Here is a 12,997-nt window from a genome sequence, read left to right on the forward strand (position 1 = left end):
TACACCTATTTATCCTACTGCTCTATACTCCTCCACGCGTTGTGTAAGCCCCACGAAATCCTGCACGCTGAGCTGCTCGGCCCGCTTATCGAAAATAGGGTCCGTGGTAGCTTCAGCAGGCATTCCGAAGGGTTTGAGAGCATTGCGCAGGGTTTTGCGGCGGGTCTGGAAAGCCTGTTTTACCACCTGAAAAAACAGCTTTTCGTCGCAGCCCAAGTGTTCCGTTTTGTTGCGGGTAAGGCGAATTACGGCCGACTGCACTTTGGGCGGCGGGTTGAATACGTGCGGGGGCACCGTGAACAGGTACTCGATGTCGTAGAAGGCCTGCAGCAGCACGCTCAAGATGCCGTAGGTTTTGGTGCCCGGTCCCTCGGCCAGGCGGTCGGCTACTTCCTTCTGAATCATGCCCACGCACTCGCGCACTTGCTGGCGGTGAGCCAGCACCTGGAAGTAGATCTGGGAGCTGATGTTGTAGGGAAAATTGCCGATGATGCTGATTGGCTGGCCTTCGTAGAGCTTCCCCAGGTCCATCTTTAGAAAATCCTGAGAGTAGATCCGGCCCTGCAGCGCGGGGTAGTGCTTGCCCAAGTACTCCACCGATTCCCGGTCGATTTCCACTACCGAGGTCTGGTACTCGGGGTGCTGAATGAGGGTTTGGGTCAGTACGCCCATCCCCGGCCCGATTTCCAGCACTTCGGCTACCCCATCGGGTAGGCGCAAAGCCTCCACAATGTTGCGGGCAATGTTGGGGTCGGTGAGGAAGTGTTGCCCGAGGTGCTTTTTGGCTTTAACGGAATCCATGTACAGGGAGGGGGTAGGTGGCTGAAGACGGCAGGGCAGCGCATTACATAAAGGTCGGTTGGAGCGAGGCCAGCGGCTTGTCGGCTTCCGACCAGCGCCGCTTCGATTGACTTTCCTCTTCCGGCCTACTAGCAACTACGTACTACCTGTTACCTTCACGCCCAAAGATACGCCGGCTGCTGCCGTTTCTCCGTGCCTCGGGTCCGGAGAGGGGTAGCCGTTCGCCTTACCCGACCCTGCTCTATGTCCCTATCACTCGCCTACGCCACCGATTTCCCCTCCTTTGCGGACGCTGTATTTATCCTGCCCGCCGGTACTACCGAGCTGCCCATTAGCGCCGCCGCCGACCTGCCCGAACCGGCCCGCCAATACGTGGCCACACAGCTGGCGGCCGGCGATAAGCTCCTGATCATCAACCAATACACCCACCGCCATTACTATGTAGTAGCGGAAGAAAAGAAGACAGCCGACCTCACCGCCGAAGCTCTGCGCAAGGCTGGCCACCAGCTCCACGCCCGTCTGAAAGCCGATAAGGTACCCGAGCTGTTCATCAACGACCTGACCGGCTCTGGGGCCCTACCCCTCGCCGAAGGTTTAGCCCTCACGGCCTACCAGTTCGAAGGCTACAAAACCGACGAGAAGTCGAAAAAAGCGCCGGACCTCCAGCTTATCACCCTGGTTGGCCCCGACCTGACCGCCGAGAAAGTACAGGAGCTCGGCAACGTGCTGCAGGGCGTGCAGCTGGCCCGCGACCTGGTAAATATGCCCTACAGCCACCTCAACGCTACCCAGCTGGCTCAGCGCTTCGAGGAAGCCGGCGACGCGGCCGGTTTTCAGGTAGAGGTGCTGGATCTGGTGCGCATTGAGGCCCTGCGCATGGGTGGCCTGCTGGCCGTCAACCAGGGTAGCCCCGAGCCGCCGACCTTTTCTATTATGGAGTACAAGCCCGAGGGCGCTACCAACGCCAAGCCTATTGTACTGGTAGGCAAAGGGGTAGTGTTTGACACCGGCGGCCTCAGTCTCAAGCCCACGCCCAATAGCATGGACCTTATGAAGTGCGACATGGCCGGCTCGGCGGTGGTGGTAGGGGTGCTGTCGGCGCTGGCCAAAAACCGGGTGCCCCTGCACGTTATCGGGCTGGTGCCCGCCACCGACAACCGCCCCGGCGGCCCTGCCCTGGCCCCCGGCGACGTCATTACCATGTACAGCGGCCTGACAGTGGAAGTACTGAACACCGACGCGGAAGGCCGCCTGATCCTGGCCGATGCTCTGGCCTTCGCCAAGAAATACGAGCCTGAGCTGGTGCTCGACTATGCTACCCTCACCGGCTCGGCAGCCCGCGCCATTGGCATTGAGGGCATTGTGTGCATGGGCACGGCCGAGGAAGAAACGATGAGTGCCCTCAAAAAAGCGGGCAGCGCTACTCACGAGCGTCTGGTGGAGTTTCCGCTCTGGGATGAGTACGCCGACCACATCAAGAGCAGCATTGCCGACATCAGCAACCTGGGCAAAGCCGAGGCCGGGGCCATTTCGGCGGGCAAGTTCCTGGAGCGCTTTACCGAAGGCTACCCCTGGGTGCACTTTGATATTGCCGGCCCAGCTTTCCTCACCGCCCCCGACTCCTACCGCGGCAAGGGTGGCACCGGCACTGCCGTGCGCCTCACGTATGAATTCCTGAAAAACCGGGTGTAACAGAGCGTTGGCCTCAAAACGTCATTCCCAGCCTAAGCGTGAAATCTCGCATGTTGCTGGCTGGATAGGATAGCAGCCTCAGCCCACGAGAGTCCTTGCTTGGCTTGGAACGATGGTCTGCCTGACAACCGGTTTTCTTTATTACCTCATCACCTCATTACCCCCACAAATGCTTCCACGCATTGGCATTTCCGTCGGCGACCTGGCCGGCATTGGGCCGGAAATCATCTATAAAACCTTTCTCGATCAGCGCCTGCTCAAGTTCTGCACGCCCGTGGTCTATGGTACGGCTACGGTGCTGTTCGATGATTTCCCGGCCGACGCAAACCACGAGCCCCTCACCTTCCGCCAGGTGCGCGAAGCCGCCGATATTGCTCCTGGCAAGCACAACGCCGTAACCTGCTGGGACGAAGACTTCACCCTCACGCCCGGCCAGCCCAGCCAGTCCAGTGGCACCGCTGCCCGCCAAAGCCTGCTGGCCGCCGCCCGCGACTTGAAGGCTGGTCTGCTCGATGCTCTGGTTACAGCCCCTATCAGCAAGGAAAACACCCAGGCCGACGACTTCCGCTACCCCGGTCACACCGAGTTCTTGACTACTTTCTTCGAGGCCAAGGAAAGCCTGATGCTGCTGGCCAGCGAAGACCTGCGCGTGGCTACCGTCACGGGCCATATTCCGCTCAAGGATGTGCCCGGCCGCGTAACCCGGGAGCTGCTGACCGCCAAGTTGCGCATTCTGGTAAACTCCCTGAAACAGGATTTCGGCATTGAGAAGCCGCGCGTGGCTGTGCTGGGGCTCAACCCGCATGCCGGCGAAAATGGCCTACTGGGCACCGAGGAAGCGGCGGTGGTAACTCCCGTGCTCCAACAGTTTCAGCAGGAAGGTCATCTGGTTTTCGGCCCCTTCCCCGCCGATGGCTACTTCGGTACCGGCCAGTTCCGGCAGTTCGATGCTACTCTCTCTCTCTACCACGATCAGGGCCTGATTCCGTTCAAAACCCTGGCTTTCGAGCGCGGCGTGAACTTCACGGCAGGCCTGCCCGTCATTCGCACTTCCCCCGACCACGGTACCGCCTACGGCTTGGCCGGGCAGTATAAGGCCGATGAAACCTCTTTCCGCGAGGCCCTTTATATGGCCTGCGACCTGGTGCGTAAGCGCAAAGCCCTGGCCGAAATAAAGCCCCTGATTCCCGGCCCCGCACCCCGCGGCGGCCGCCACGAGTAAATCTGCGGGCTCCCATACCGGCGCCCGATCTGCACATTTAGTAGAAACGGGCTTTTACTGTCGCGGCAGTGAAAGCCCGTTTTCCTTTATAGTCATAGCAGATTCCTGGAAGCTGTAGCCACTCTTATAGTTTACAACGCCTACAACTCACAACATCTTGGTTACAAATTAAGTAGCCTCACTATACGCGCTACTGATTTCAATTTGAACACTACTCTAAATAGAAATTATCTTTCCAAAATCGAAATTTAGTTTGCTGTATTAGAATCATGCTTTAACTTTGCAGCCGTAATCAGCGGAGCCTCTTCGGTTCCGTTTTGCTTTCCACCTCCTACATGACGCTGACTACTCCTTCAGACTACCGCACTGCCCTGCGTCGCCTCGACGCGCTGGTGGCCGCTGGGATTGAAGGCAACGCCACGCTGGAAGCGGAGTTTCGGGAGCTGATTACCGCCCTTGATACCTACGAGAGCAAGCTGGGTCTGCTACCCATCCCGAACCTGCCAACCTCTCTGGCTGAGATGATTGAGCTGAAGCGCCAGCAAATGCGGTTGAAACAGAAAGAGCTGGCTGAGCTGCTGGAAGTACCGGCCGGACGCCTCTCGCAAATCCTGAACGGCAAGCGCCGCGTAACCCTTGACTTAGCGAAGCGGCTTTATGAGCGCCTGGGCATCCCCTCAGACTTTATTCTGAAAAACGCCTAGGCCTACCTCTCTACCCCGCATCTGCTTTTACAAACCGGGCAAAACTTTCTACTTTTGCCCCCTGCTACAAACTAGCCGTGAAGAAGGACTCGCAATACGACATCAACATTGCCAAGCTGGCCGATAAAACGCACCACTTCGCGTTTGACCTGGACAAAGCCTTCTTTGAGCAGTTCGACCAGCAACTCATCCCCGATGGCCAGGTGCACGCCGATGTAACCCTGACCAAAACCGACCGGCTGATCACCGTGGATTTCGACCTGCACGGCACCGTGCGCCAGATCTGCGACCGTAGCCTCGATGAGTACGACCAGGAAGTAGAGGCTCAGGAGCAACTGCTGGTGCGCTTCGGCGACCAGAACCTGGAGCTGGACGATAACGTGCTGCAAATCACGCCTGATACCCAGACCCTACCCCTGGCCCAGCACCTGTTCGATTATATCGGGCTTTCGCTGCCCATGAAGAAGCTGCACCCCCGCTTCCAGAATGAGCCCGACGAAAACCCCGAGGCCGATGCCAAGCTCATCTTCACCACCCGCCAGGAAGGCGAGGACGATGAGGATGATGACAATGATGGCATTGACCCGCGCTGGAATGCGCTGCGCAACCTTAACTAAAGGAGTGCCTCTTCCGCTGACTTCCGTTTTTATAATTTCTCTTTGCTTTTAATCACCCCCTTTTTTAACCATGGCACATCCTAAGCGCCGGACCTCCTCCGCAACCCGTGACAAGCGTCGTAGCCACTACAAACTGACCCCGAAGGCTGTTTCGGTTTGCTCGACCACTGGTGAGCTGCACCTGCGTCACAAAGCTTATGTAGTTGACGGCGACCTGTACCTGAACGGTAAAGTAGCTATCAAAGACTACGCTCCCGTAGCCGCTCCGGCCGCTACCGACAACGACGAAGAATAGTCGCTCGTTAGCTGCTTACCCGCCTTGTAGTGGCGTGGCCCGTTTCAAGCATCCCCGGCTTTCGGCCTCTTAGCCGAGGTAGAGCCGGGGATGTGGGCGCCGCTGCAGTGCTTCTCTCCCGGACCTCTTTGATTTTCCGTTCATGAAGATAGCCCTGGACGCAATGGGGGGCGATTTCGCACCTCAGGCCGCCGTCGATGGGGCCGTACTGGCCGCCAAAGCGCTGGCCGGCAAGGCCCAGATTGTGCTCATCGGCCAGGAAGACGCCGTGCGCCCCCTGGTGGCCCAGCATGGCCCTGACGCTGCCGACCTACTGGTAGTTCCCGCTTCGCAAATCATTGAGATGGGCGAGCATCCGGCCAAAGCCTACCAGCAAAAGCAGGATTCCAGCATTGCCGTCGGGTACCGTATGCTGGCTACTGGCGAGGTGGAAGCGTTCTGCTCGGCTGGCAACACCGGCGCTATGCTGGTGGGCGCTATGTTCAGCGTGAAAGCCGTTTCGGGTGTGTTGCGCCCGGCTATTGCCAACTTCGTTCCGAAGCTGAGCGGGGGCATGGGCATTATGCTCGACGTAGGCGCCAATGCCGAATGCAAGCCCGAAATGCTGGAGCAGTTCGGGGAGTTAGGCTCCTTGTACGCCCAGTACGTGCTCGGGATTGAGAAGCCCAAAGTGGGCCTCATGAACCTGGGCGAAGAAGAAGGCAAAGGAACCGCTATTACCCAGGCTGCGCACCAGTTGCTGAAAGTGAACCCGCATATTCACTTCATCGGCAACATTGAGGGGCGCGACCTGTTCAACGACAAAGCCGACGTAATTGTCTGCGACGGCTTTACGGGCAATGTGGTCTTGAAAATGGCAGAGTCGGTGTACGATATCATTGCCGAAAAGAATATTCACGACCCTTTCCTCGACAAATTTAACTACGAAGCCGTGGGGGGCTCCCCCATTCTGGGCATCAATGACAACGCCATTATCGGGCACGGTGTAAGCACGCCGCTGGCTATCAGCAACATGCTGCTGCAAGGCTACCAAATGGCCAGCTCCGGCATCGCCGACCAGATAAAAAACACCTTCAAGTCCTAAGGGCAACCATGAGTCCGGCCGCTGAGCCGGACTTTTCCTTTGCCGCGTTTTCCGTCCTCCCTCTAATGAAGATCACCGCTGCCATCACCGGAGTTGGTGCCTATGTGCCCGACTACGTGCTTACCAATCAGGAGCTCGAAACCATGGTCGATACGACCGACGAGTGGATTATGAGCCGAACCGGAATTCAGGAGCGGCATATTCTGAAGGGCGAAGGCCAGGGCACCTCCGTAATGGGCATCAAGGCCGTGGAGCAGCTGCTGGCAAAAACGGGTAACAAAGCCGAGGACATCGACCTGCTTATCTGCGCCACTACCACCCCGGATCTGGTATTTCCGGCTACGGCCAACATCATTTCGGCGGCTGTGGGCGCCACCAAAGCCTTCAGCTTCGATATGCAGGCGGCCTGCTCGGGCTTCATGTATGCCCTGGCTACCGGCTCGCAGTTTATTGCAACGGGTACTTACAAAAAGGTGGTAGTAGTAGGAGCCGATAAGATGTCGAGCATTATCGACTATACGGACCGCGCTACCTGCATCATCTTCGGTGATGGTGCCGGGGCGGTGCTGCTGGAGCCCAATACCGAAGGCTTGGGCCTGCTCGACCAAGAGCTGCACTCTGATGGCACCGGCGAGCAATACCTGCACCAGAAAGCCGGCGGCTCGCGCCGGCCGCCGTCGCCGGAAACTGTGGCCAACCGGGAGCACTACGTGTACCAGGAAGGCGCGGCCGTGTTCAAATTCGCGGTGAAAAACATGGCCGACGTAGCGGCTCAGGTAGCCGACCGTAACGGCCTGAACCCCGATACCATTGATTGGTTGGTGCCTCACCAAGCCAACAAGCGCATTATTGATGCCACGGCTAACCGGGTGGGCATCGGGCCCGAGAAAGTAATGCTCAACATCCATAAGTACGGCAACACCACTAACGGCACTATTCCGCTGTGCCTGGCCGACTATGAGCAGCGCCTACGCAAAGGCGACAACCTGATTATTGCCGCCTTCGGCGGAGGCTTCACCTGGGGCTCCCTATACCTGAAGTGGGCCTACGACCCCAAGCCGGACCCCGCTACAGTGTAAATTGGCGGCCAACAAGTAGAAAACTTCTATACTTGCACTCCCGACGAGCCGCCCCGCCATCTTTCCGGGGCGGCTCGTTGCGTTTCCACCCTAGTAACTCACTTTCTGACTGTTGAAAATGCAGGTTTGAACCCGCCGTTTCCGGCCTCTCCTACCTGGTTTTTCCTCTCAAACTCTTTTCCCACCATGGCCACGACCGCAGACTTTCGCAACGGGCTCGTTCTGAACTACAACGGCGAGTTGCACGTCATCACCGAATTCCAGCACGTTAAACCCGGCAAAGGCCCGGCTTTCGTGCGCACCAAGCTTCGCAACATCAAAACCGGCCGCACCATCGACAACACCTTCAACGCTGGCGTGAAGGTAGAAACGGCCCGCGTGGAGCAGCGCCCCCACCAGTACCTATACAAGGACGACTACGGCTACACGTTCATGGACAACGCAACCTTCGAGCAGGTAGTGCTGCCCGAGGCTATGGTGCCCTTTGCCGACCTGATGAAGGAAGGCCAGGAGGTAACCATCCTGTTCCACGCCGAAACCGAGCAGCCGCTTACCGCTGAGTTGCCCACCACGGTGGAGCTGGTGGTAACCTACACCGAGCCTGGCCTGAAAGGCGACACGGCCACTAACACGCTGAAACCTGCCATTGTAGAAACGGGGGCCCGCATTCAGGTGCCGCTGTTTATTGATACCGACACCAAAATTCGCATCAAGACGAGCGACTACTCCTATGTCGAAAGAGTCAAGTAAGCAGCCCCACAAGCCCACCGACGCCCTCATGAAAGCCAAAGAACTACAGGAACTCATCGACTTCATTGCTAAGTCGGGTCTGAACAAAGTCAACATCGAAACCGAGGAGTTCAAAATCTCGGTTCAGCGCGAGCCCAACACGAAAGTGGTGAGCGGCGGCATGCTGGCTCCGGCCGCTGCGGCCCCGGCTCCCGTGGCAGCACCCGCTCCGGCGGCTGCTCCGGCTACTCCGGCGGCAGCGCCCGCTCCGGCCGCTACGGAAGCTGCTGGCGGCAACTACGTGCCCCTGAAAGCCCCGATGATTGGCACCTTCTACCGCAGTAGCAGCCCCGATTCGCCGGCTTTCGTGCAGGTAGGCGACCTGGTGGAGAAAGGGCAGGTTATCTGCATCATCGAAGCCATGAAGCTCTTCAACGAAATCGAAGCTGAGCAGTCGGGCCGGGTAGTGAAAGCCATGGTAGAAAACGCCTCCCCCGTGGAGTTCGACCAGCCTCTGTTCCTGATTGAGCCGATGTAATTTGAGTTAGGGACTTGGGGGCTTGGGGACTTAGGGACTTGGTTGACATTCTGCTGAGAGGTAGGAAAAACCAATCCCTAAGTCCCCAAGTCCCTAAGTCCCCAAGTCCCTAACAAACTTATGTTCAAGAAAATACTGATTGCCAACCGGGGTGAAATCGCGCTGCGCGTGATTCGGACCTGCAAGGAAATGGGCATTAAGACAGTAGCCGTGTACTCGACTGCTGATAAGGAAAGCCTGCACGTTCGCTTTGCCGACGAAGCCGTGTGCATTGGCCCGCCCAGCTCGGCGCAAAGCTACCTGAGCATCCCTACCCTGATTGCCGCTGCCGAAATCACCAATGCCGATGCCATTCACCCCGGCTATGGCTTCCTGAGTGAAAACGCCGAATTCTCGCGTGTATGTCAGGAAAATGGCATCAAGTTCATCGGGGCCTCGCCTGAGATGATCAACCAGATGGGCGACAAAGCCTCGGCAAAAGCTACCATGATTGCCGCCGGTGTACCCTGCATCCCGGGCTCGGTGGGCCTGCTGGACTCGGTGGAGCAAGGCAAAAAGGTAGCCGCTGAAATCAAATACCCCGTCATTCTGAAGGCTACGGCCGGCGGCGGTGGCCGTGGTATGCGCATCATCAACTCCGAAGACGAGTTTGAGAAGGCGTGGAACGATGCCCGTACGGAAGCAAAAGCCGCTTTCGGCAACGACGGCGTGTACCTGGAGAAGTTTGTGGAGGAACCCCGACACATCGAAATTCAGGTGTGCGGCGACCAGTACGGCCACGTCTGTCACCTCTCGGAGCGTGACTGCTCTATTCAGCGCCGCCACCAGAAGCTGGTGGAAGAGGCTCCTTCGCCCTTCATGACCGAGGAGCTGCGTGAGCGGATGGGCGCGGCGGCTATTGCCGGCGCCGCTGCCATTGGCTACGAAGGGGTAGGTACCATCGAGTTTCTGGTAGATAAGAACCGCGACTTCTACTTCATGGAGATGAACACCCGGATTCAGGTGGAGCACCCCGTGACGGAGGAAGTAATCAACTACGATTTGATTAAGGAGCAGATTAAGGTAGCGGCAGGCATCCCGATTACGGGCAACAACTACGGTCCGAAGCTGCACGCCATGGAGTGCCGCATCAACGCCGAAGACCCGGCCAACGGTTTCCGCCCCTCGCCGGGCAAAATTACGGTTCTGCACATTCCGGGCGGGCACGGCGTGCGCGTGGATACCCACGTATATGCTGGCTACCAGATTCCGCCGAACTACGATTCTATGATTGCCAAGCTCATTACGGTAGCACAAACCCGCGAGGAGTGCATCGTGAAGATGAAGCGGGCTTTGTCGGAGTTTGTGGTGGAAGGCATCAAAACGACTATTCCCTTCCACCTGAAGCTTATGGATAACGAGGATTTCAAGTCCGGCAACTTCACCACGAAGTTCCTGGAAACAAGCTTCGATTTCTCAGAGCTGTAAGTCGAACCGTTTCCTGTTTTCAGATAAAAGGGCTGATCCGCAAGGGTCAGCCCTTTTGCATAGCTTCAGCCCTCCTGATTTATGTGCGCAGTAGCGCAGGGACCAACGCGCCTACATCCTGCTGGACCAGAAGAACTATCAACGGAACCAGCAGTCAGCTATTGGCTATTCTCTTACAGGAATCGGGCTCTACGGCCTTTCTATGCGGGTAGCCCGGGTAGCAGCTGGCCGAAGGAGCCAAACCTGATTTCTGGCAAGGAGTAAGGCCCCAGCAGACGGACGGGTTTAGCCTCGGCTCCCCGAAATCGGTTTGGCTATCGTCGGCCAGATAGCTCACGCCCTGTAGAAATACGATGTCGTAGAACGGATCCTGCGGCTTCTCGGGGTGAGTAAACGGCACCAGCACGGTGAGGCGGTGCCATTTGGAAAGCAGCTGGGCCAACCACAAAGCCCGCGCCTCCTCATCAGCTGCTGGCGTGCGATAAATGGCTATATGCTGCGAAAACTGTGGCACTTCTGAGGTGGTAGCTTCAAAAAATATGTGGGTTGGGTTTGCAGAGTCAAACTCCATCGGCCCATTTTCACCCAGCAGCGTTGCCCAGGGAAACGCGGTAAGCCCCGGCATGGCTACCCGCAGGAATTGCTGTATCTGCGCGTCGTTCAACTCTTCGCTTACATACATGTCTTCCATTTTGAAAAACCGCCCAAGTGAGTAATCGAATTACAAAAAAGGCCGACTACACAGTCGGCCTTTTAACTTTTATCCGGCCGGCTGGCCTGCGGAATATTTTGTGTTGATCTGACGCGAAAGCACCTACCCCACTTGTGCGTCGCCGTGCTCGATTTCATGCACCAGCTCGCCGTACCACTCCTCGCCGTACTTGCGGATCAGGGGCTCCTTGAGGAACTGATAGACCCGAACACCCAGGTTGGCCCCAAAGGAGCAGGCGGGTGAACAGATGCTCCACCGGTCGTAGTTCAGGGCTTCGAAGCCGTCGTACTTAGTGATGCGAATGGGATACAGATGGCAGCTGATGGGCTTTTTGAAGGAAGTGACGCCCGCCAGGTAGGCCTGCTCGATGCCGCACTTCAGGATGCCCCGCTCGTCGTAGAGGGCGTAGGCGCACTCCCGGTCATTGATGGTGGTGGTGCTGAAGTCGCCCTCCCAGTCCTTAATGTACAGGCCCTGCTGCTCGATGGCCTGGCGGCCGGCTTCGGTCAGGAAGGGCTTGATGGCTTCGTATTCGTTTTGCAGAATCTGCAGCTCGTCTTCTTCCAGCGGGGCGCCCAGGTCGCCTTCTACGCAGCAGGCACCTTTGCAGGCTTCGAGGTTGCACACAAAGAAGTTGTCCCGAACATCGTCGGAAATCAGGGTATTCTGAATCTGAATCATGGGGTAGTGTCGGGCTCGGGGGTTCGGGGCCGCTGGGGCACTAACACGCGAGAAGTGCGGCTAGTGCCGTTGCTACCGAGCAAACAATCCGCAAAGATACCGGAATTAGACCAGCGTCCGCAGCACGTTTTCCGTCAGCTCGCACTGGCGATGATGCGAGTAGGTAGCCAGCGCCTCCTTCCGAGCCTGCTGGCCCAGGCGCTCAGCCAGTTCCGGCACTTCCAGCAGTTGCTCCACCGCGTCAGCAAACGCGGCTTCATCACGCAGCGGAAACAGCAGCCCGGTGTTACCATCGCGCACGATTTCCAGCGTACCACCGGTTGCGGAAGCCACCACGGGCAGGCCGGCTGCCATGGCCTCAATGGTAACCATGCCATAGGTTTCGTTCACGGAAGCTGTAATGGAAATATCGAGGGCGCGGTACGCTACCTCGGGTTTCAGGGTAAACTCCCGCACATGCACAGCTTCCGTCAGGCCCAGTTCCTGCACCCGTTTCTGCACGGCTTCACGGTAGGCGTTGCCCTCGTTGCGGGTAGGCTCGCCCACAAATAGCACATGTAGTTGGGAATGTTTTTCGCGCAGCTTTCCCAATGCCTCCACCACGAAATTCTGGCCTTTGCCATCATCAAAACGACCAATCAGGCCCATTAGTACGGCATTGGGGGGTAGGAACAGACCCAACTCAGCGCGGGCCTCGGCTTGCGAAAAACCAGGCTGCGCGAACTTCTCCAGCTCAATTCCTAGTGGGACAACGTGCAGTTTTTCGGCGGCAAGGCGGGTTTTTTCCTGCACCTGCCGGGCCAGACCAGGCAGAGGTGACAGCCAGGCATCCAGAGCGCGGTAGCGCAAGGTGTGCAACAGCCCGCGCTTGGCCAGCCCGAGCTGCATGTGCTGCTGATACACCAGCCGGAGTTGCGGCATCCGGAAGGTTTTGCACAGCACGGCCAGCCCCAGGTCTCCATTGCGCGTGACAATGAGCACCCGCGTATCAAACCCGCGCAGCAAGCTAGCCAAACGCCCGGCGGCCGGAATATCGGCGGCTTTCCAGGGATTTTGGAGGGTAGCAAGGGGTAGGCGCAGCTCAGTGGTGCGGGTAGCAATGGGCGAGCCCGGCAGAGTGATAATCTGTACGGGCCAGCCTCGCTGCCGCATCCAATCGGCGAAGCGCACAGTGTTCAGCTCCAGTCCGCCCCAGCTATTAGAAAGGCATAGCAACGAGATGGGAAACACAGCGGGGTTAGCGGAAGCAGTGGCAGAATTCACGCTGCGAAGATACGGCCGGCGCCTTACTGCGCGACAATGCTGTTGGAGCGCACCAAATGCCGCCGGTTTCGGTTAGTACTTTTCGGGGTGGCGCCACACGCTGGCAGGTTACC

Annotated in this window: 14 protein-coding genes; 10 read left to right on the forward strand and 4 right to left on the reverse strand. The window is 58.0% G+C overall.

Annotation, left to right across the window (positions count from 1 at the left end; all coding sequences use genetic code 11):
* Positions 1–9: 9 nt before the first annotated feature.
* Positions 10–801: a 16S rRNA (adenine(1518)-N(6)/adenine(1519)-N(6))-dimethyltransferase RsmA gene (gene rsmA / locus FGZ14_RS06960; RefSeq protein ID WP_139922658.1), complete on the reverse strand. Its 792-nt coding sequence runs from the start codon at positions 799–801 to the stop codon at positions 10–12.
* 243 nt (positions 802–1,044) lie between these two features.
* Between rsmA and FGZ14_RS06965 the strand changes: the two genes are divergently transcribed.
* The 10 genes from FGZ14_RS06965 (at position 1,045) to accC (ending at position 10,228) form a co-directional block, all read left to right on the forward strand.
* Complete coding sequence (locus tag FGZ14_RS06965) at positions 1,045–2,493, forward strand: M17 family metallopeptidase (protein WP_139922661.1); 1,449 nt, start codon at positions 1,045–1,047, stop codon at positions 2,491–2,493.
* Between the two features lie 169 nt (positions 2,494–2,662).
* On the forward strand, positions 2,663–3,715 hold the full coding sequence (gene pdxA, locus FGZ14_RS06970; protein WP_139922664.1) for a 4-hydroxythreonine-4-phosphate dehydrogenase PdxA: 1,053 nt from the start codon (positions 2,663–2,665) through the stop codon (positions 3,713–3,715).
* Positions 3,716–4,050: 335 nt separating this feature from the next.
* Complete coding sequence (locus FGZ14_RS06975; protein ID WP_139922667.1) at positions 4,051–4,419, forward strand: helix-turn-helix domain-containing protein; 369 nt, start codon at positions 4,051–4,053, stop codon at positions 4,417–4,419.
* Between the two features lie 77 nt (positions 4,420–4,496).
* Positions 4,497–5,036, forward strand: a complete 540-nt coding sequence (locus tag FGZ14_RS06980) for a DUF177 domain-containing protein (RefSeq protein ID WP_139922670.1) — start codon at positions 4,497–4,499, stop codon at positions 5,034–5,036.
* A gap of 70 nt (positions 5,037–5,106) precedes the next feature.
* The gene (gene rpmF / locus FGZ14_RS06985; RefSeq protein WP_139922673.1) at positions 5,107–5,331 is read left to right on the forward strand and encodes a 50S ribosomal protein L32; all 225 of its coding nucleotides are present in this window, start codon (positions 5,107–5,109) and stop codon (positions 5,329–5,331) included.
* A 142-nt stretch (positions 5,332–5,473) separates the two neighbouring features.
* Positions 5,474–6,415, forward strand: coding sequence for a phosphate acyltransferase PlsX (plsX, locus tag FGZ14_RS06990; RefSeq protein WP_139922676.1), 942 nt, complete (start codon positions 5,474–5,476; stop codon positions 6,413–6,415).
* Positions 6,416–6,480: 65 nt separating this feature from the next.
* Positions 6,481–7,494: a beta-ketoacyl-ACP synthase III gene (locus tag FGZ14_RS06995; protein WP_139922678.1), complete on the forward strand. Its 1,014-nt coding sequence runs from the start codon at positions 6,481–6,483 to the stop codon at positions 7,492–7,494.
* A gap of 186 nt (positions 7,495–7,680) precedes the next feature.
* Positions 7,681–8,244: an elongation factor P gene (gene efp, locus FGZ14_RS07000; protein WP_139922681.1), complete on the forward strand. Its 564-nt coding sequence runs from the start codon at positions 7,681–7,683 to the stop codon at positions 8,242–8,244.
* A gap of 28 nt (positions 8,245–8,272) precedes the next feature.
* Positions 8,273–8,761 (forward strand): acetyl-CoA carboxylase biotin carboxyl carrier protein, encoded by a 489-nt coding sequence (gene accB / locus FGZ14_RS07005; RefSeq protein ID WP_139926040.1) that lies wholly within the window; start codon positions 8,273–8,275, stop codon positions 8,759–8,761.
* 120 nt (positions 8,762–8,881) lie between these two features.
* On the forward strand, positions 8,882–10,228 hold the full coding sequence (gene accC / locus FGZ14_RS07010; protein ID WP_139922684.1) for an acetyl-CoA carboxylase biotin carboxylase subunit: 1,347 nt from the start codon (positions 8,882–8,884) through the stop codon (positions 10,226–10,228).
* Between the two features lie 154 nt (positions 10,229–10,382).
* On the opposite strand, the gene FGZ14_RS07015 is transcribed toward accC, so the two are convergent.
* From FGZ14_RS07015 to FGZ14_RS07025, 3 genes are all read right to left on the reverse strand, one after another.
* Entirely contained in the window at positions 10,383–10,919 is a 537-nt protein-coding gene (locus tag FGZ14_RS07015; RefSeq protein ID WP_139922687.1) for a hypothetical protein, read from the reverse strand.
* 123 nt (positions 10,920–11,042) lie between these two features.
* Entirely contained in the window at positions 11,043–11,621 is a 579-nt protein-coding gene (locus FGZ14_RS07020; RefSeq protein ID WP_139922689.1) for a DUF3109 family protein, read from the reverse strand.
* 105 nt (positions 11,622–11,726) lie between these two features.
* On the reverse strand, positions 11,727–12,884 hold the full coding sequence (locus FGZ14_RS07025) for a glycosyltransferase family 4 protein (protein ID WP_139922692.1): 1,158 nt from the start codon (positions 12,882–12,884) through the stop codon (positions 11,727–11,729).
* Positions 12,885–12,997: the final 113 nt, after the last annotated feature.

The sequence above is a fragment of the Hymenobacter sp. DG01 genome (assembly GCF_006352025.1).
Classification (GTDB): domain Bacteria; phylum Bacteroidota; class Bacteroidia; order Cytophagales; family Hymenobacteraceae; genus Hymenobacter.